This is a genomic window from Prosthecobacter sp., assembly GCF_034366625.1.
Taxonomy (GTDB): Bacteria; Verrucomicrobiota; Verrucomicrobiia; order Verrucomicrobiales; family Verrucomicrobiaceae; genus Prosthecobacter.
Genome location: NZ_JAXMIH010000015.1, coordinates 80,840 through 100,624, shown reverse-complemented (window position 1 = coordinate 100,624; position 19,785 = coordinate 80,840). Strand labels below are relative to the sequence as shown.

Genomic DNA, 19,785 nt, shown 5'->3' with positions numbered 1-19,785 from the left:
TAGAAAAGCTTGTTTATTATTGATTGCCGCAGGGAAAGCGCCTCGATTTCAAACCAATTCCTTACAAGCATCCCTCTGTTGTAAGATTTTCATAATTGCAAACCTTGCAATTTTTGACTCTCAAGACCCACCGCTAAAATGCCTCATTATTTCGAAACAGAGATAGCGGCATTTTTTTTGGCCTCATCTTCCTCTCCTGCAATCACACCCAGTCGCTTCTTTTCTTCAGCATTCCATTGAAAGGATACATCGGCCAACGCTTCACGTGCAGCACTCCTAATTTCGACAGCATTAGCCGAGCCTGGATAGACCAATTCCTCCCACAGGGTGATAGCATCCGCTTTTACCCGTTCCAACAGCAGTTTGGAAACACGCATTCGCACTTCGTCATCCTGTGGAGGATCCAGATGCAGCCATACCAGCAGTTTCATATACTGCGGGCTTTCATGCGGCAATTCCTGGCTGTGTCCGGAAAGAACCAGTTCATTATCCCGCCAGCTTCCTGATTTCGCCACCGCTTGCTGAGGAGCAAACTGAGTCATTTCAGAAGCAATTCTCTGCAAATTCTCCTTTCTCCACATCTCTTTCTCCTCAGGCGATTTGATTCGACTTTCACCTGGGATCAACGATGCCGCGACTGCGGCCGGTGGCACCGATGAATTTGATTCTGCTCCTCTGAAAGTGTTGAGTACTCGATTAATAGCCTCCGAAGGGAGCATCAGCACGGTGATAGCCATCGCCATGGCACCACAAACCCAACCCAGAACAAATCGAGCGTAAGGGCCAGCCTGCGGATGCGGGAGAATCTCCAGCGAAGCCTTCTCAGACATCGATACAAAATCAGCCACCACGCGCGGAGAAGCAATCGTTTCCACTTTTGCCACCGTCGTCTTTTTCATCGCAAGCACGAGTTTTTCCTGCTGCTGTGCGCACTTCATCGCCAAATCCCACCAGCATACAGGAAGGACCGCCTTGAACAAATCAACTCCTTCCAAGCCATTCGTCAGACGTTCCGACAAGGTATCCAGCGCTTCCCGCTCCTCCTTGCTCTGCCACAGCCATGCCGATTTGGGTTTCCTTAAACGCACATCCCAGAAATCACGTTCTTCCTGCGAAGCGCTGCACACAATGCGCCCTGATGCCAGCCAGCGCCTGGCATCAGCCAGCGCTTCTTGGTGTTCCTCACCCGCCAGTGGCAGGGCGGCATTGTAAAGCTGCTCCGCACGAGAAAAGCGTGTCACCGCCAGTGTGGCAGCCAGCGCCAGCATCACCTCGACCGCGCAGGCGTTCTTCGAGGCATGTGAAGCCACAATCGACTCCGCCAGTCTGGACAGACGATGTGTCTCGCCGCGGGCGGCCCAACGTGAGGCCACCATGCAGGTCACCGTGGCCTGGCCGCTGCCCATTTCGATCACAAGGTCCGGAATACGCGCCAGTTCTGCCAGTTGGTCCTCGTCATGGTCGAACAACTCAGCGATCAGCGGACTGGCTGCCGCCGCCCACTCGGGCTTTGAAAACGCCTGGCCGCAAAACGCATCGAAATGTTCCGCTACGGCGACCTTGGCTGCGACCGCGCGCAGCAAACTGCGGGCACTCGCCTGCAATTCGGCAGGAATTTCCGAGGTTATCATCGCCTCGACTCGCTCAACCATCTCTTCCGGCAGCGACTCGGACAAGACACCAGCAGACGTGGCCTGCACAGTGCTGGCGGGCGTCTTTGCTGTGGCTGCTGTGGCGCGCGTTCCCATTCTGAGGGCCATTCATAGGGCGAATCGAGCAGGATGCAACGCGTGCGTCGCGTCTAAATCAAATCCGTCATGCGATGATTTCCTTCGCCACCGTGCCATAGACATCGGTGAGCCTGAAATCACGCCCCGCGTAGCGGTAGGTAAGCCGTTCATGATCAAGGCCCATCAGCGCCAGCACCGTCGCGTGCCAGTCGTGGATGTGCATTTTGTTCAGTACCGCCTCGTAGCCGTAATCATCGGTCATGCCGTAGTTCATGCCGCCTTTCACGCCGCCACCGGCCATCCACATCGTAAAGCCCTTGTTGTTGTGGTCGCGGCCATCATCGCCCTGCGAATGCGGTGTGCGGCCAAACTCACCGCCCCAGATCACCAGCGTGTCCTTGAGCAATCCTCGTGCTTTCAAATCCGCCAGCAATCCCGCCACCGGCTTGTCCACCTGATTGCAATTGCGCTCAAGACTCGCCTTCAAATTGAAATGCTGGTCCCAGTTGCCATGCGTGATCTCGATGAAACGCACCCCCGCCTCGACAAACTTGCGCGCCATGAGGCACTGCTTGCCAAAGGTGTCTGATTCGCCGTCGCCGATGCCATAAAGCGCCTTCGTGGCCTCGGTTTCCTTCGTGAGGTCCATCACCTTCGGCACCTCGGCCTGCATGCGGAAGGCCAGTTCATACGATTCGATCACGCCCTCGACCTCCGCGCTGACTCCCCCGCCCTGCTGCATGGTCGATTTGTTCAACGACTGCACAAGATCGAGCTGCGCGCGCTGCGCATCGGTGTTGAAGCGGCTGTTCTTGATGTTCGCCACCGTGGCCTGGTCCATGCCGCCGCCGAAACGACGCCCCAGTGCCGCAGGCAGCCCTGGAATCGTCGGACCACCCACTTTGGTGCCTTGGTAGATCGCGGGAAGGAACGCGCTGCCAAACGTGCGCGTCGCATTGCCCGGTGGATTGATCGTCACAAAGCCCGGCAGGTTCTGATTCTGCGTACCGAGGCCATAAAGTGTCCAGGCCCCCAGCGAAGGGCGCACAAACTGCGTCGTACCCGTGTGCAATTGCGTGAACGCCTGCGGATGCGCCGGCAAATCCGTCGCCATTGAGTTCAGCATGCACAAGTCATCCGCATGCTTCGCCAGATTCGGCCACAATTCGGAGATCCACATCCCGCTCTTGCCATGGCGGCCGAATTTCCACTGCGGCGGCATCAGTTTCGCCGTGCCGTAACGTCCTGCCGCTGAAGGCGCTGACTTGCCCGCATCCGCGATGAGCTTGGGCTTGTAATCAAAGGTATCCACATGCGAAGGCGCGCCCTGCATGCACAGGAAGATCACATGCTTGGCCCTCGGCGTGAAATGCGGCTGCTTCGGCATTAACGGGCCTGCCGCCGGATTGGCCCGCAGCGCCTGCTGATGCGCGAGCGCCGCGAAAGCCAGATAACCAAAGCCGCTGCTGGTGGTTTTCAAAAACTCGCGACGATGAGAGAGTGGAGCATTCATGAGGTGCGATGGATCAAGGGTGATTAATTCAGATAACGAAACTCAGCACTGGCGAGGAGTCCCTGGCAGAAGGCGGACAGCGCCATGCCCTGGATCTTGTCCTTGGGGATGTCCTTGTTTTTGGCGGCCTCCTGCGGGAAGCGCATCCAGAAGTTCGCGATGGCTTGCTTCTCCTGCTGAGTCGGCCCACGTCCAAAGGCAAGCTGATAGGCATAACTGAGCCGTTCCTGCGAATCGCCTTCATATTTCGCGACGCGCTGCGCGAAGCCATCCGCCACCGCTTGCACCTGGGCGTTGTTCATCAGGAACAGGCTTTGCGAAGGCACGTTTGTCGTGTCGCGATCGCCGTTCACGAGACTGGCATCCGGGAAGTCAAAAACCGAGAGGAATTCAGGAATCTGATCACGAATGAGCGGAAGATAGATCGAGCGATAGGTCTGCGGCTTCGAGTTTACCTCGCGCAGCAGGTTGATGATGCCTTCCCTGCCCTCCCCGGCACGCGCCACGGGTGAACCATCAATCGGATAGAAGTTGATCGATCCCGAGACCGCCAGCATCGCGTCACGAATTGCCTCGGCATCCAATCGGCGCTGGCTCATGCGCCAGTGGAACTTGTTGTCGGGATCAGCAGCGTAATTCGCCGCGTCATAGGTTGAGCCCATTTGATAAGCGCGGCTCAGCATGATCTCGCGAATCAGCTTCTTCACCGACCAGCCGTTTTCCATGAATGACACCGCCAGATGATCGAGGAGTTCAGGATGCGTGGGCTTCTGGCCCATCGTGCCAAAGTTGTCCGGCGTCGCCACCAGAGCGCTGCCCATCAGTTTGAGCCAGACACGGTTCGCCATCACCCGGGCGGTCAACGGATTGTCCTTCGAGGCGATCCAATACGCCAAATCGAGCCTACCGCTGCCTTTGCCAATGTTCAGCGGCTCCCCCTTGGCGCACAGCACCTCCACCAAGCCGCGCGGCGTGACATCGCCCGGCTGCTTGAGGTCACCACGAATCAAAATGGGGCTGTTGATCGGTGTGGCGCGGTCCAGCACGCCCATCGCCAGCGTGCGCGGTGTGCCGTCTTCATGAAACAGGTCGAGATCGGCCTTCATCGAGTCCGCACGGTCAAAGGAACTGCGAATACGCAGGAAACTCTGCGCACCCTGGCGCTGACGCTCGTCCGCGCTCATGCTGCGCACTTGCTCACGCATGTTGTCAGCAGTCTGTGAGGCGTCCGCGTAGCGTTTCTTCAACAGCGCCACCTCGGTGGTCTCAATCTTCGCCAGGGCGCTGATTTGCTGCGCGTCGCGGTCCAGTTCGATCAGCGTGCCTGGATTCGCGTTTTGAAGCTGGCTGTAAGTGCCGAACTGCGTCTCGCTGCTCAGGAAGATGCCCGCCAGCGCATAATAGTCGCGCTGCGTCACCGGATCGAACTTGTGATCATGACAACGCGCGCAGGCCAGCGTAAGTCCGAGCATCGACTGCGACATCGCGTCGATCTGCTCATCGACGACGTCCATCTCAAACTGCCGTCGGTCACGCTGATTGTGCCCCTTCGATCCAATCGCCAGAAAGCCGGTGGCGACGATCTTTTCGGCCTGATCACGCTTGCCCTCAAACTTCATCAGATCACCCGCGATCTGCTCCTTGAGGAACTGGTCATACGGCTTGTCCTTCTTGAACGATTCGATCACATAATCGCGGTAACGCCACGCATGAGGGTAGAGCACGTTCACCTCCTTGCCGCTGCTCTCCGCGTAACGCGCCACATCCAACCAGTGCCGCGCCCAGCGCTCGCCGTAGCGTTCCGAATCAAGATACATGTCGATCACACGCTTCACCGCGTCCGGTGATTGATCCGCCACGAAGGCTTTCACCTCGTCCGGCGTCGGCGGCAGCCCGGTCAGATCAAAGGCGATACGACGAATCAACGTCGGGCGGTCCGCGTCACGCACCGGATGCAAACCGGCCTTCTCGATGCCCGCGAGCACGAATTGGTCGATCTCCGTCTTCGCCCAGTTCGGTGTTTTGACCTCCGGCGGTGTGTGCTTCACCGGCTTCTGGAAGGACCAGTGCTTGCGCCCTTCATCCATGTCGATCACACGCTTGCCGCCGCCCGCGTTCGCCACCTTCTGCTCACGCGGGTCCGGTGCGCCCATCTCGATCCACTTCTTGAAGTTGGCGATCACGTCGTCCGGCAGCTTCTGCTTCGGCGGCATCTGCATGTCCTCGTTCTTCCATGTCATCGCCTCATAGAGACTGCTCTGCGCGATGCTGCCCGGCGTCACGCCCGGATGACCCGATTCACCACCCAGCAGCGTCGCCTGCTTCGTGTCCAGCGTCAGCCCACCTTTCACCTTCTCCGATTCAGCCGAGTGGCACTTGTAACACGACTGCACCAGTACCGGCCGGATGTTCTTCTCGAAGAAGTTCAGTTGATCAGCAGAGATGCCCGCATGCGCCGTCTCGGCGGCATCCGCAGCGCACAGCAGCGCGGGAGAAAGGAGAATCAAAGAAAGCGTCAGAGTCTTCATGGGAGGGTTGAAGCAGGTGTTGATGCCTTCAACAGAACACCACGCAAAAAGTTGTGGGGTAAGTTTCAACAGTCAGTCAAACCGCCCGCCGTGATCGAGTTCAAACGCATGGAAGTAAAAATCTAGATTACTGCTTCCCGGCTGATGCAACGGAGAATTCCAGCACACAGCGGAAACCGATGAAGGGCGGCAACGCGACGCCAACCCTGCCGCGACTTCGTTTAGAGGAGAGCAGGTTCAGACGCTCAAAGTGTGCCCACGCCGTGCCACGAAGCACCCGTGCCTCGTGGGTATTGTCAAACCAGTCCTCACACCATTCCCAGGCATTGCCGCCGAGATCGTGCAGGCCAAGCGAGTTGGCTCGGAACGAACCCACCGGTGCTGTTTCGTTGTAGCCATCGTTATAGCCGCTGATCGGCGTTGTGATGTAGTCATACTCCCCGGCTGCGAGCACCGCCTTCAGTTCCTCTCCAGCAAAGTTTCCCGCCCCCGCAGGCGGCGGCCATTCGGTGCCCCAAGTATAGACATCATTGATGCGCTGGTCTTTGGCCAGCGGCAGCATGGTGGGGCTTTCCTGTGTGCCTATTCCAACCGCACAACTCCATTCATGGTCGCTCGGCAGACGATACCGTTCGTTTTCCCGCAAGCGGCCCACTTTCAGTTCTCGCTCCGTTAACCATGCACAAAAAGCCTGCGCATCATCCCAGCTTATATTCAACGCCGGATGAGTGGGTGCCTGAGAGAACATCACAGGCAACCACTCGCGCTTTGTCTCCTTCACAAACGCCTCGTAGTCCTGCACGCGCGTCTCCCACACGCTGAAGAGCACCCGCTTCCCGTCCGTCGGCCCGCCGGTGATGGGCACGGGGACGAACTTTATGCCGAGGGTGTTCTCAAATGGTGTGTCCTTCGTGGCGGCAGCGGGTGTGGGTGGATTCTTCTTCGCCTTGGGCACGCGCCGGATTTCCCACAAGTCCATGTCTCCCAGACTTCCCGGGCCATCCCAGGCGAACCACAGGGTGCGGCCATCGGCGGACAGCCAGGGATTACTCAATTTTCCAGTCACAGGAAAATCGAGAGCAGTGGTTTGGTATTGGCCACTGGCATCCGGCGCGGCCATGAACAAACGACAAACCTTGATATCCGAACCACCACGCAGGAAGAGCAGCGTCCGGTCGTCCGCTGCGAAAGCGGCATGGAAATCAGAGCCGGCCGAGTTGAGTTCCGATCCGACGTTCTCCGCCCGACCAAAAGCAGCCTCTCGCGATGTCCTGCGAGTGCGCCAGACATCCCAGATACCTTGTCCTCCAGGGCGGATGGAGGTGAAAAGGAGCGTCCGTTCGTCATTGGAAAGCCGTGGAGCCACATCGTGCCCCAGACTGTTGATGCCCGATCCAAGGTTTACCGGCGGCTGCCAAGGCTGATCCTTGGCCGCACGTTGTCGAAAATAGACGTCTCCTTCCGGCAGCCGCCCGTGATGCCCCGGTCCTGCAGTGGCGTGATAGAACAGCCTCAGTTCATCCACGCTCATCCAAGGCTGGTCTTGATGGCCATCTTCGATGGACGGAAACACGAGCGTCGGCTTCCCCCAGGGGGCGTCCGCGCTGGACCGACGAGATTCAAAAAGCTCGCCGTCACCTTCCCGTTTCGAACTGAACACGAGATGCAGTCCATCGGGCGAGACTATCGGACCAAGGTCAACGGTCGGACTGTTGACGAGCGGCCCCAGATTGACCGGTGCGCTCCACTCGTAGTCCGGCGAGGTGAGCAGGTGCGGGATGCTTCCTGGTTCACCGATCGGGGCAATGGGTACCGTAGTCTCGCCGATGCGCCGCATCTCGATGCTGTGGAAGACGGCCTCGCAGTCGAAGATGCCGACGCCGAAGAAGGGGCTGCCGGAGGTGTCTTTAAACATGGGATGCTCCGCGTTAGGCCGCTGCCGTATCTGCGACCAGTCGGCCTGCCAGCGGAAGGCTTCCACGTCATCCACGCTCAGGCGCACTTCCTTTTCCCGCACTTGAAGAAGCACGGTGCAGGTCTTGCCGCGCGGCAGCCATTCCTTCTGCCAGCCACCGACGCCGCCGGGTCGGAAGGTGATGGTGTTCTGGACGGACTCGAGACCGGCGATGCGCATGCCATTGCTGAATTCCGGCTTGCTGGCATCAACGTAGTCCACCGGCGCGAAGCCACCGGTGTCGCCTTTGCGGAAGAGAAAGAACATGGCGAGGTGCATGCCTTCACCCCGAGTGACCTTGTAGCGCAGGTCGTAGTCCGTACCGGGATCTTGCACCGGGATGTTGCACATGGCCCATTGGGCGCGCTGCGCGGTGAGGCCTTTCTCATTCACGGTCCAGCCACCGCGAATCGCATCGCGCTCCGGCTTGATGCGCGGGATGAGATCGGTCCATTCAGTGCCGATAGTGACTGTGGGAGCGGGCGGCGTCCATGTTCTGGACACGACATGAACGGTTGGTTCCACCGAAGGCCGATCCTTGTTCCACATCAGGAATCCCACCGCTGCGGACAAAACCAACGCGCCTGCCAGCCCAAAGACGAGCGGCTTTTTCGAGCGCGGCGGCGCTGGAGCCTGCACCACGGTGGCGCTGCGCCCGCCTGCCTGTGTCAGCACGGTGGTGGAGCCTCCGAGCGTGCCGCTGAATCCGCTTTTCCGGCTGGTCGCACGGCCTGTCACACCGCCTTGCGCGCCCGGCGCTGCCGTAATGCTGCTGATGTCCGTCTTGATCTCGCTGACGCTCGCGTAGCGGTCACTCGGATCGGTTTGCAGGGCGTGGGAGACGATTTTGTCCCAGTGCGTATCCACATCCGCCTTTTCCGACGGCGGTTTCCACGCGCCACGTGGAAGCTGGCCGGTGACCATCTGGTAAATCATCACGCCCAGCTCATAGATGTCCGCGCGGTGGTCCACGTTGCCGTTGGGATCAAACTGCTCCGGTGCGGCGTAGTCCGGCGTGCCCATGCCGGCGCCGGTCTGCGTTTGGAAGGTACTGTTCACATCAAAACGCTTCGCCAGCCCGAAATCCGCCATCTTGATGCGACCATCCCGCGTGAGCAGGATGTTCGCGGGCTTGATGTCACGATGCACGATGCCGTTGTCGTGCGCGAACTGCAGCGCGTCACAGATCTGCGGCAGCAGCTTGAGCGCCGTCTCCTGCGTCATCTCACCACTGCGGATCACGCCCACCAGATCGGTGCCATCGACGAACTCCATCACGATGTAGAGGTAATCCGGCCCCGCCTCGCCGTAGTCGATGACATTGACGATGTTTGGATGGTTGAGCTGTGCCAGCGCCAGCGCCTCGCGGCGGAAGCGCTCCTCGAAGCCATGGTCCTTGCCCTGGTCACGCCGCATGATCTTGATGGCCACCTGACGCTGCAAACGCACCTGTGTGCCTTTGTACACCGCCCCCATGCCGCCTTGGCCGAGAAATCCTTCCACGGAGTAGTTTCCATGCGGAAGCAGCAAGGTCAGCTCCTCTGGCAGCGGCAGATCAGGCGACTCCTTGGCACTCGCCGTCGGCACCGGAGCCGCCATCGGGATAGTGGCGTCAGGATCGTGCTGCTTCTCCGCATTTTCCGGCATGCAATGCCGACTTACGGGAAGAATGCAAAGCTAGTCAAGACCAACATGCCTTCAGTCAGAGACACGCTGGAATGACAGCACGTTATGCACCCAAGGAAGGAGGATATCTTTTGATCAACCGTTGGGCAGCAAGCGTTCCCAGAGAACGTCGTTCATGAGGACGTTGGTGATGAATTCGCGGCTGCTTTCGGCAGGGGCCAGCGGGACCGGGGCGACGGCGGGCAGCAAGATGTCGAGGATGAGGCCTTTGGCGGTTCGTGGTGAGGTGATGCGACCCCCATGGTGGTAGGCAAGCAGGAAGGCGCCCATGAGCGTGAGTCCAGGCCCTTCGGTGCCTGCATCGGCATGCGTGTAGAACGGATCAAACACAGAGCGCAGCACATCGGAGGAGAGTCCTGGGCCGTTGTCGGTGAGGGTGAGATGCAGCGAGCCGGCGTCCGCCGCTTCAGCCGCTGTCTGGGCGGAGAGAGTGACGTGAGCGCCGGTGGGAAGCATCGCCAGCTCGGTCTGGAGCAGCAGATGGAGCATTTTCTCAAAGGAAGGCCGGTTGACCTGAAGCGCCGGCAGCGGGCCGGTGGGTTCGAACTTCAGTTCGATGCCTTTCGCGGTGAACGCAGAGCGCAATTGTTCGATCACGGCCTGAATGACAGCCGCAGCATCGATCTTGTGCTCAGCACCGGAGGCGGATTGCAGCTCGCCGAGAAGCTCAGCGATGCGTGAGGATTGCTGGACGACGTGACCGTGGAAATCACGCCAGAAGGTGGCCTCACGCAAACGGTCGAGCACAAAATTCTGCTGACCGAGCCTGCCAGGAGTGAGATCCAGGAAGGCATGCACAGCACGCAATGGCTGGTTCAGATGCTGGTTCAATCCGGCAGCGACCACACCGAGGCCCATGACGCGATCGGTGATGAGCAGGTTCTGCAGCACGGAGAGTTTTTCGCGCAGAAGATCGTCGCGCTCCTGCTGGAGAATGTAGAACTCCATGGCGCGATGCAGGGTATTGCGCACATCGTCCACCTGGATGGGTTTGGAGATGTAACGGAAGATGCTGCCGAGGTTCACGGCCTCTACGGTGACGTCATAATCGGCATAAGCGGTGACCATCATGCGCACGAGGCGCGGACGGAGCTGGCGGGCGCGCTCAAGAAGCTGCACGCCTTTTTCACCGGGCATGCGCTGATCGGAGAGAAGAACGCCGATTTCTTCGCCCCGCTGCTCGATGATTTTGAGGCCATCCGCCGCGTTGTTGGCGGTGAGGATGCGGAACTCGTCTCCGAAGGTTTTTTCGAAGTACTTCAATGCCTTCTCTTCATCATCGACATAGAGAACGGCGTAGCGTTTGAGGTCGTATTGGTTTTGCATGGCGGAGTGTCCTTCTAGGTGTCGGCTTACGTGTTGTGGGTGCTGTCGGAGGAGGGTAATTCCAAAATAAACTCAGTGAACAGTCCGGGCTGGCTGCGCACCTCGATGCGTCCGCCATGGTCGGCGATAATACGGTTGCAGATGGAAAGTCCGAGACCCATGCCCTGCCCCACATCCTTGGTGGTAAAGAAGGGATCAAAGATCTTGTCCCGAATCTCCTGCGGGATGCCGGGGCCGTTGTCCTTGATGGTGAAGACGACCTTGTCCCCACGGGTGTGTGCGGAAAGAGTGAGACAGGCGGATTCCTCCGCCGGATATTCCTTGGTCCCCATGGCGTCGAGCGCGTTCTGGATGAGGTTGATGAGAATCTGGACGAATTGATTGCTGTCGCCACGGACTTCGAGGCCGGAGGGGATGTCCACCTCGCGTTTGATGCCGTCCTTCCAGACATGGGAGAAAAAGCGCATGCCGGTGTCCACCATGTTTTTCAGATCAAAGGCGTGGTTGAGCTGGCTGGCGTTGCGCGTGAAGCCACGCAAATCAGAAATGATCTGGATGACGCGGTTCACGCCGTCTTCCACATCCTTGAGCGTGTCGGCAAAGTCAGCGCGCTCGTCTTCGGGCAAGGATTTGGTGGAGCGGCCGATGATATGAAGGCCCTGGCGGGCATAGTTGAGCGGGTTGTTGATCTCGTGAATCAAGCCGGCACTGAGGCGGCCTAGCGAGGCCAGTTTTTCGTTCTGCACGAGCAGGGACTCGGTTTCCTTGATCTGCTCGAGTGCGTTTTCGAGCTGCTGCTTCTGCACCACGAGTTCTTTCTGGTAGAGGCGTGAATCGACCAGGTTTTTCAAGCGAACCATGATCTCGGTCAGGGAGAAAGGCTTCGGCAAGAAGTCACTGGCACCGGCGGCGAGACATTCGAGCTTCGTTTTCTCGTCAGCACGCGCGGTGAGCAGCACGATAGGAATAGAGCGGGTGGACGTGCGGTCGCGCAGTTCACGGCAGACTTGGAGGCCGTCCTTTTCAGGCATCATCATGTCAGAAAGAATGATGTCCGGCAGAAATTGCGCAGCCTTGTCCACGGCCTGCTGCCCGTCCACGGCCTCCAGAATTTCAAAGTTGTTGCTCAACTGGCTCTTGAGGAAGCGCAGCATGTCGGGTTCATCGTCGGCGATGAGCAGCATGGGCTTCTTGCTGCGGCTGATGCCCGTTTCCACTGGACGCAGCGTGGCCTGGAGCGAGGTCATGGCCGGGAACATCTCGGCACGACGGTAAAGATCGGCGATCCAGTTCTTCTCTTCTTTTGGAGGCTCGGCGGATGTTTCGGTCACTTCACGGGCCTCATCTTCGACCACGGCGGTTTCCGTCAGGTGCAGCGGCAGTTTCACCGTCATGGTGGTGCCTTTGCCGACCACGCTGGTTGCGATCACACTGCCACCTTGCACTTCCGCGAGTTCCTTGACGAGTGCGAGGCCGATGCCCATGCCCTGGAACTTGCGCTGGGAGGAGGTGTCCGCCTGCCAGAAGCGGTTGAAGATGTGCGGCAGTTGATCCGCAGGAATGCCCATGCCGGAATCGCGCACTTCGACAACCAGCCAGCCGTCCTCTTTCGCAGCGGTGAAATCCACCCGACCACCGGAAGCGGTGAACTTCACGGCATTGAACAGCAAGTTGAGGCAGATGCGCTCGAGCTTTTCTGGGTCGGCGAGCACGGTGCCGACATCCGGCTGGACGCTGGCATGCAATTGGACGCGTTTGTCTTCCGCCACGGCACCAATGGCCGTGGAGAGGCCGTGGATGAACTCGCTCATCTCCACCCGCTGCACACGCACCTGGGCGCGTCCAGACTCCAGGCGCACGAGATCGAGCAGATCGTTGATGAGCTTGAGCAGGCGCATGCCGTTGCCATGCATGGTGGCCATCAGATCACGATCTTCGGGAGTGGTGGTGGACTCCGAACGATGGATGAGGGATTCCAGCGGTGCGATCATCAACGTGAGCGGCGTGCGCAGTTCGTGGCTGATGTTGGCGAAGAAGCGGCTCTTGGTTTCGTCGAGTTCGCGTAGCTTCTGGTTGGTCTCGGCAAGTTCGCCATAGGCGGTCTCCAGTTTCGCCCGATTGAGATCCAAATCATGCCGGAGCCGGAATTCCGAGAAACGTATGCCATTGTAGAACGATGTGCCGGCAATGGTAAACACGCCCGTGACAAAGAGAAAATACAAGTTGTTGAAGAAGATGCTGCGGTTGCCGATGGGGCCGTGTGTATAGCAGGCGACCAAGTAGGACACCAAGGTCAGGGCCACGACTATGATGCTGTCTTCGAGCGTCCACCGCATCAGAATTGCTGCGCCGAGCATCACGAGATTCAGACCGGCGTAGTAAGGCGAGTCCGAGCCATCCTTGGCGTAGATCATCCACGAGATGGATGCGATCAAGGGAAACGCCATGCCAAAAAGACCAAGCGCCCGATGCATTTTTTTCCCCCAAGGCAGCACCAACAGCATCCAAACGCCCATGATGACGATGGCTGACAAAATGCGAGGCAGCATAAAGCGCCTGATGCCGTCCCAGCCAAACACGACCCAGTCCAATGAAGCCCCCGCGATCATGAACACTGAGGCCAGAATACCGCACAGCCGGTAGTTTTGGACGCGAATGTCCTGCTCGTAGGCCTGAAAGTTCTCTTTCAGGCTGGACGCTAAAACTGGAGACACTTCAGTCATTGGCGGGTTTGCGCACTTCCAAAAAGATGTTCACCCCCGTGGGATCTGCTTTTATGGTGACGGCATCAGGCGGAGCACGGTCCGGGGCCAGTTTGAGAAACTGTTCTTCATTCCGATAAACAAGGTGCCAGTCCGCCAGGTACTCCATCCAGTTTTTCCAGGGATTGCTCGGATGCACGTTGGTGGCGATCAGCAGTCCGCCGGGCGCGAGGAGGTCATAAAATATCTCCAAAAGCCGCCGGCAGATGCGGTCTGAGAGGTAATCAAACAGGCCCGCGCAATAAACCATGTCGTAGCTTCCAGCCTGCGCTGCGGCACGGCCGGTTTCCTTCAGAATTTGATGCACTGATTTTTTCTCAAAACGGAGACCGGTGCGGCGGCGGTGACGATTACGGAGATCTTCCAAAGACCGCGTGGTGTGAGTGATGGTTTCATCATTGAAATCCAGCAGCAGCAAGTCGGCAGAATCCGCGATGGGTTCGTGAGTCAGAAAATTCTGAATTTCCTGGGCGGGGCCGCAGCCGAGATTGTAGATACGGGCGACTCGGCTGCTGGCGGCGACGCGCGTGGTTTCGGCCTTCAACTGCTCAACAAGATAGGTGATGCGGTTGCGGTGAGCGATCACCGGCGGAATGTCGAGGTACAGCTTGTTGAGCAGCTTGGCAAAAATGGAGCTGCCCTCATAGGGGTCTCGCAACATCATGCTCACCATCTCATAATCACCAGCATAACCCAGCGGTTTGTGATAGGTCCGGTACACAAACGGCGCGCACAGAACCAGGGGATGGAGCTGTCGTTTGATGTAGCTCCGATGCACCGGCTGCTGTTCCTGCGGGATGGCCGATGCTGATTCTTCAAATCGCTTCATCAGCGGGTACACGGTCGGCACGATGGGTTCCTCCATCTGCATGAGCACTTCGCGCTCGGCCTGAATGCGGTCGCCGGTGGGCAGCGAGCGCACACCGAGTTCCACCTGCTCCATCCAGCGACGGAGGTCGGACAGCATCGTGTGCATGTCCGCTACCACAATTTTAAATTCGGGGACGACACGATAACTTTTCTCCGTCTCGCGCAGGAAATCGGCAAAGTCGGCCAGCAGGCGGCTCTTGTTCTGCGCAGGAGAGAGAATGTCAATGTCGATCCAGCCCTCATCCGACAGCGAGGCCTCGCAGATGAGCATGATGCCGGTGTTCACCAGATTGGCAATGGTGGCCCTGCCGGTGTAAACCACGCGGTCATTCATCATGATCCTGAAGTCATTGAGCACTTCGGAGAGCTGCACGATGCTGTAAGGATTATAGACTTCGAAGACGCCGAGATAGCGTGTGAGGCGGTGCAGCGTTCCGCGCACCTCCGCCCCCTGGCTGTTGCGGCAGACGATGAAACTGAGGCGCTCCCCGGTGGAAGTTATGTTTGGAAGTGAATTGTCGTTGTTCTCCATGTTACAGATCCCCTGCTAAGGCCTTTCAGGCTCGATGACAGCTCAATCGCCCTCGAAAGGGATATCGCGCGTTTTGGAAAGCCTCCCCGAGGGGCGAGAGACATACGGAGGAAATGCTCTTCATATCATTGATTTTCAATCAAAAACGTTGGGTGACACTGAGTGAGATCACATGCCACTGGTGTTTGTAGTTTCCGTTGAATGCTGGAGTGGCTGCACTGCCAATGGTGCGGATAGGGTTGTAAACGAAGGCATACGCGAGATCCACGTTACGAGTTTTGCCTCTCCAGCCAACCCCCACGCCAAACACATGGCGATCATACGCCGCCGCTGAAGGCAGGTAGTTGGTCTCCGGTTGGGAGTTTTCTGAAAAAAGATAGCCGCAACGCAACTGCCAAGCTTTGTCGAGCTTGTAGCTGGCGCCGAAACCGAGGTCGATGGAGTCTTTCCAGCCCAGCACCGCAGCACTCTGGCCGAAAAGCAGCGCCTGGTTGTTTCCCAAATCGAGCGGGATGTCATCGTGGGACGAGTTGTCCGACCACTGAAAATCAAACCCCAGGGTGAGCCGGTCGGTGAGGTCAACGCCGTAACCAATGGCAATAGAACCCGGAAAGGTCATTTCTGAGCCAAACCGGCTCGTGCTGGTCGCCCCTACTCCGGTCAAAAACGCATTGCCACTCGGCATACCCACGGTTTCCGTGCGGCCGCTGTAGCTGATTTTGATCGGCAGCCGTCCGATCAAGGCGAGCCGATGTCCTGGGGCAAACTCCCAGTTGGCTCCGAGGTAGCCGCCAACGCCCCAGCCATCCCCCTTCAATTGAAGCTCTCCGTCTGGAGTGCCACCGGCACCGGGCAAGACTCCCCAAGGGTAGATACGCCCCAGAGTGAGCTGGGAGTAAACAATGTCCAGACCAGCGGCCATGGTCAGGGTGTCAGTCACGCGAAACGCGAGGGCAGGTGTGAAGTCCACGGCCAGCAGCTTCGCTTCGAAGGGCAGGTTGTGGCGCAAACCGGCACCCACACCTGGACCAAAGGGCATGTTTTTCGGAAAGTACGAGCCAAGACCAAACGGCGTGCTGATTCCGAATCCGAATGCCAGCTTGTCAGGCACCACTGGAAGAACGGCATAGATGCTGCCGGGATAGATCCATGACTGGCTCATTTTCACCGATCCGCTGATGTTTGAGTCCAGCCGGATGTCGCCGTTCCAAACTGCAAGGTTGAGGAGAACCTCCGGCTCTTTGATTTGAAGAATATTCGCCGGTGACACGCGGACAGCAGAAGCATCGTGCAGGTTGGCCAATCTGCCGCCCACCATCCCCAGAGCCTGAGCGGAATCAGGCACCACGGAAAGGGTTTCGGCAGCATGGGCTGCGGCAAAGGCAAAGCCCGAGGCGAGGATGATATGAAAGGCGCGTAATTTCATAGGTTGGGATGTTGGGTTCAAGCCAGCCCGTTGGACTGGCAGTATCTGAGGATCTCGACAGTTCCTTTAAGCCCGGTTTTGCGGCACAGATTGTGCTTATGAACCGCCACCGTTCTCGGACTGAGAGAGAGATCGAGCGCCACCTGCTTGAGGCTCTTGCCGCGCGCCAACTGCATGAGCACTTCCAGCTCACGATTGGAAAGTTTTTCATGCACATGCCCGGCTGATCCTTTGCGGATCGATTGGTCCGCGAATTTTTGCGCCAGTTCCCTGGAAATGTAGCTGCGGCCTTCCAATGTGCTGCGGATCGCATCAAACAGCTCATGCGGAGGCGCATCCTTGGTCACATAGGATCGCGCTCCGAGTTGCATGGTGCGCGTGACGAAGGTTTCCTCCTGATGCATCGAAACAGCGATGATTCTGGGCGGGACCGGCAGAGTGCGCAGCTCCGTGGTCAGCTCCATGCCAGATCTGTCCCCCAGTTCGATGTCCACCAGGGCAATTTCATAATTGTGAAGACGGGCTTCAGTCATCGCCTCCGCACAGGTGCCGGTGGGAACCACCGTGGCCTGCGGGAACTCCCCTTTCAGCATGGTTGTGAAAGCTTCACGCACCAGTGCATGGTCATCGACAACCAGAATGCTGAACGGTGAAGAAGTTTGCATAAGAGGATTCAGTGCCATGAAGATGAAATCACGATGTCACCCGGGCCGGTGATGGAAACGCGATCAGTGAAACGCGCGAACTGCCGCCCGGGCCGGCACGCATGACCTGCATGCGTGACCCAAGTAGCAGACACCTAGCCTCAATAATGGCCATTTCTGACCCGACGCCGGTCTCTTTCCAGATACTGTCACCACCATCGTGATCGATGGTGATTTCCAGCTTCTCAGGGGAGGCACGGCAGGTCACCTCCACCCAGGAGGTGTTCGCATAACGCACGCAATGTTTTAGCATGGCCTGGATGATCCGATACAGGTTGAGCCGACTGGCCAGTTCAAACTGCGGCTCATCACCGTTGATGTGAAGAACCAGTGATCCGGCAAAATTTTCGCCGATGTTTCGCACAAGCTGCTGCAGCGCCACATTCAGACCGAAGGCTTTTAAAACCGGTGGAAGCTGTCCTTCCGTCAAATCACGCACCAGTTGAAGCACCTGCCGCAAAGTAGAATCCAGGCTGGATAGCAGCCTGCCAAGGCTGACAGCATCCCCCCCGTGGGCCAGTTCGTGCCTCATCATTTCCCCGAGCGATGAACAAGCCACCAAGCTTCCGGCCACATCCTTGTGAAGCAACTGAGCGAAATCGACGCGATGAGCATCATCTTCCTTCAGCAGACAGCTCAGCGCTTGCAGCAGCATCGCAGCTGAGTTTTTTTCCAGATCTGAGGCGGTGGATTGCATGCGTTCTAAATATTTAGTCCAGAGGATGAAACTACATTTAGAGCACCACAGATTAGAGCCGCCAGCATCTAAATGTTCATTTATTATTTAGGTTGATTATTTTAAGAACGCTCCGCCTCCGTATTTACAAAACACCCTTTTGATAACAGAACACCTTCAAATTGAACCTAATTTTATTAAATTTATAACAATTTGCGGCTACGTTCGGAAGCATGTATCTAAATACCATTCAGCCTAACCTAGCCACTTGCAGTCGGATTCTGATTGTGAGTGAAGAGCGAACGATCAAAGAAGATCTGCGCATTTCTCACGCTCTACAGAACATGGATCACAGCGGAACTTCCTCCGCCCCCCTGGCCACGGCAAAGCAAACCAATCAAGCCAGACCAGATGTCTCACCACCTGATGTGGTCTGCTCAATGAACGAGAAAGAAGCACTGACTTTGGTTGAATCTGCGGTGCAGGCACATAAGCCATTTTCGCTGGTGATCATGGATGGCCGCCTGTTTTATGGTAAAGACTACCGGCAGATCATTAAACGTATGTGGCAGATCCAGCGAGACTTGCACGTGGTGCTTCATGCAGTGTCCCAACTGGAGTCGTTTGAACAAATCCCTATCGAGCTGGGATCCAATCATCGGCTCTTGGTGCTCAAGTTCAGGCTTGTTCCCTTCGAGATCACCCAGCTCATCCGCACGCTCACGAGCAAACATGGTGCCGAGCATCAGACTTCCCACCGCAATCTCAGCCTGAACGCCCAGCTTCTGGAGGTGACCACTCGCTTCGAAGATGTCAGCAACCGGCTCAGGCTTGAGCAGGATCATCGCAAGCAACTGGAGGACAAGTTGTGCCGGAATCAGCGCTTGGAATCTACCGGCCGTTTCGCTGATGCGATGGCTCATTTTTTTAACAACTACCTCACCGTCATCCAAGGCCATCTGGAAGTAACTCTGGCCCATGAAGGAAATTCCAACGTGCCATCCACTCTGAAGGAACTTCTCGTCGCCACGCAACGTGCGGCTGGAGTCACCGCGCAGTTTGTGACATTCAATCGACGCGAATACCTGCAACCAGCGCCGCTGCATCTGGGGCAGATCATTGATGCGCAGGCAGCATTGCTGCAGCGGGCCTTGGGAGAGCAAATCAGCATACAGATCAGTCACACGCCCGATTTGCCGTGCGTCATGGCAGATCTGGCATCCTTGGAGCAGATTATTTTCAACCTTCTCATCCACGCCCGCGACTCCATGCCAGCGGGCGGCAGGTTGATGGTTCAAACCAGGCCGTTTGCCATTCCCGACGTCAAGACAGCATGCCAGGTGCATCCTGACGCAACACCAGGAGACTATGTGGCCATGATTTTCTCTGACACGGGAAAAGGCATGAATCCTGTCGAACTCTCACGGTTGTTTGATGCATCCCAACTGTCACCCGGTCAAGACGGCGGCGCAGACATCTCCTTGATCCTTGTCCAAGGATTGGTCCGTCTTCAGCACGGATGGATCAATGTCAGCAGCGTGCCAGAGGTCGGCACCGAGTTTTCAATCTGTCTGCCGGTTGCCAGCGGAGCCATCCAGACACCCGCCACGCCGGATAAAAAACTCCTGGACACCTCCTCTGAGGATGAAGCCTCGACCATTCTGATCGTCGATGACGAAGATTCTGTACGCCAGGTGATGGAATACGTACTCACCAGCCAGGGACACAAAGTTCTCACTGCCGCCGATGCCAATGAAGCCTGGACGCAATGGCGCAGCAATTCATCCGTCATCAAACTGGCGATCATTGACGTCAAGCTGCCTGGTGGAGTCAGCGGGTTTGATCTGGAAAAAGCCCTTTCCACCGAAGATCCCACACTCCCGGTCATCTTCACGTGCGGGTATTCGCCGACCAGCCTGAACAATGCGAAGGAACTGAAGGCTGGAGAAAACTTTCTTCCCAAGCCTTTCGGCATGGTGGAACTGCTCAATATTGTGGGCCAGGCCCTGCTGCGCCCAGCAAGACTGTAATTCCTGCCGGCTTATCCGGACGAAACCACGCTTGCGCTTCCGAGCAGT

At 57.6% G+C, this 19,785-nt stretch carries 11 protein-coding genes; 1 reads left to right on the top strand and 10 read right to left on the bottom strand.

Translation table 11 applies throughout. The annotated features are described in order from the left end of the window. Positions 1 to 146: 146 nt before the first annotated feature. The 10 genes from U1A53_RS17845 to U1A53_RS17800 form a co-directional block, all read right to left on the bottom strand. Positions 147 to 1,748 (bottom strand): hypothetical protein, encoded by a 1,602-nt coding sequence (locus U1A53_RS17845; RefSeq protein WP_322283066.1) that lies wholly within the window; start codon positions 1,746 to 1,748, stop codon positions 147 to 149. Positions 1,749 to 1,815: 67 nt separating this feature from the next. Next, positions 1,816 to 3,243 carry a DUF1501 domain-containing protein gene (locus U1A53_RS17840; RefSeq protein WP_322283064.1) on the bottom strand — a complete coding sequence of 476 codons (1,428 nt, stop codon included), beginning with the start codon at positions 3,241 to 3,243 and terminating at the stop codon, positions 1,816 to 1,818. Positions 3,244 to 3,266: 23 nt separating this feature from the next. After that, positions 3,267 to 5,771 carry a PSD1 and planctomycete cytochrome C domain-containing protein gene (locus U1A53_RS17835; RefSeq protein WP_322283063.1) on the bottom strand — a complete coding sequence of 835 codons (2,505 nt, stop codon included), beginning with the start codon at positions 5,769 to 5,771 and terminating at the stop codon, positions 3,267 to 3,269. A 127-nt stretch (positions 5,772 to 5,898) separates the two neighbouring features. After that, positions 5,899 to 9,372, bottom strand: a complete 3,474-nt coding sequence (locus U1A53_RS17830; RefSeq protein WP_322283061.1) for a protein kinase — start codon at positions 9,370 to 9,372, stop codon at positions 5,899 to 5,901. A gap of 114 nt (positions 9,373 to 9,486) precedes the next feature. Next, positions 9,487 to 10,737: a hybrid sensor histidine kinase/response regulator gene (locus tag U1A53_RS17825; RefSeq protein ID WP_322283060.1), complete on the bottom strand. Its 1,251-nt coding sequence runs from the start codon at positions 10,735 to 10,737 to the stop codon at positions 9,487 to 9,489. A gap of 26 nt (positions 10,738 to 10,763) precedes the next feature. Next, the gene (locus U1A53_RS17820; RefSeq protein WP_322283058.1) at positions 10,764 to 13,460 is read right to left on the bottom strand and encodes an ATP-binding protein; all 2,697 of its coding nucleotides are present in this window, start codon (positions 13,458 to 13,460) and stop codon (positions 10,764 to 10,766) included. Further along, on the bottom strand, positions 13,453 to 14,901 hold the full coding sequence (locus U1A53_RS17815; protein ID WP_322283056.1) for a class I SAM-dependent methyltransferase: 1,449 nt from the start codon (positions 14,899 to 14,901) through the stop codon (positions 13,453 to 13,455). The genes U1A53_RS17820 and U1A53_RS17815 overlap by 8 nt, the downstream gene beginning before the upstream one ends. 139 nt (positions 14,902 to 15,040) lie before the next feature. Further along, on the bottom strand, positions 15,041 to 16,327 hold the full coding sequence (locus tag U1A53_RS17810; protein ID WP_322283054.1) for an outer membrane protein transport protein: 1,287 nt from the start codon (positions 16,325 to 16,327) through the stop codon (positions 15,041 to 15,043). Between the two features lie 17 nt (positions 16,328 to 16,344). Continuing rightward, a complete protein-coding gene (locus U1A53_RS17805; RefSeq protein ID WP_322283052.1) occupies positions 16,345 to 17,010 on the bottom strand; it encodes a response regulator transcription factor in 666 nt (221 codons plus the stop codon). A 10-nt stretch (positions 17,011 to 17,020) separates the two neighbouring features. Then, positions 17,021 to 17,728, bottom strand: coding sequence for a hypothetical protein (locus tag U1A53_RS17800; protein ID WP_322283050.1), 708 nt, complete (start codon positions 17,726 to 17,728; stop codon positions 17,021 to 17,023). A gap of 212 nt (positions 17,729 to 17,940) precedes the next feature. Here U1A53_RS17800 and U1A53_RS17795 point away from each other — a divergent pair, with 212 nt between their 5' ends. Next, positions 17,941 to 19,737, top strand: a complete 1,797-nt coding sequence (locus U1A53_RS17795; RefSeq protein WP_322283048.1) for a response regulator — start codon at positions 17,941 to 17,943, stop codon at positions 19,735 to 19,737. Positions 19,738 to 19,785: the final 48 nt, after the last annotated feature.

Coding starts and splice junctions, on each gene's coding strand:
- U1A53_RS17845 (WP_322283066.1), bottom strand. CDS start 1,748: ATGGGAACGCGCGCCACAGCAGCCACAGCAAAGACGCCCGCCAGCACT.
- U1A53_RS17825 (WP_322283060.1), bottom strand. CDS start 10,737: ATGCAAAACCAATACGACCTCAAACGCTACGCCGTTCTCTATGTCGAT.
- U1A53_RS17795 (WP_322283048.1), top strand. CDS start 17,941: ATGTATCTAAATACCATTCAGCCTAACCTAGCCACTTGCAGTCGGATT.
- U1A53_RS17835 (WP_322283063.1), bottom strand. CDS start 5,771: ATGAAGACTCTGACGCTTTCTTTGATTCTCCTTTCTCCCGCGCTGCTG.
- U1A53_RS17830 (WP_322283061.1), bottom strand. CDS start 9,372: ATGCCGGAAAATGCGGAGAAGCAGCACGATCCTGACGCCACTATCCCG.
- U1A53_RS17840 (WP_322283064.1), bottom strand. CDS start 3,243: ATGAATGCTCCACTCTCTCATCGTCGCGAGTTTTTGAAAACCACCAGC.
- U1A53_RS17810 (WP_322283054.1), bottom strand. CDS start 16,327: ATGAAATTACGCGCCTTTCATATCATCCTCGCCTCGGGCTTTGCCTTT.
- U1A53_RS17820 (WP_322283058.1), bottom strand. CDS start 13,460: ATGACTGAAGTGTCTCCAGTTTTAGCGTCCAGCCTGAAAGAGAACTTT.
- U1A53_RS17815 (WP_322283056.1), bottom strand. CDS start 14,901: ATGGAGAACAACGACAATTCACTTCCAAACATAACTTCCACCGGGGAG.
- U1A53_RS17800 (WP_322283050.1), bottom strand. CDS start 17,728: ATGCAATCCACCGCCTCAGATCTGGAAAAAAACTCAGCTGCGATGCTG.
- U1A53_RS17805 (WP_322283052.1), bottom strand. CDS start 17,010: ATGGCACTGAATCCTCTTATGCAAACTTCTTCACCGTTCAGCATTCTG.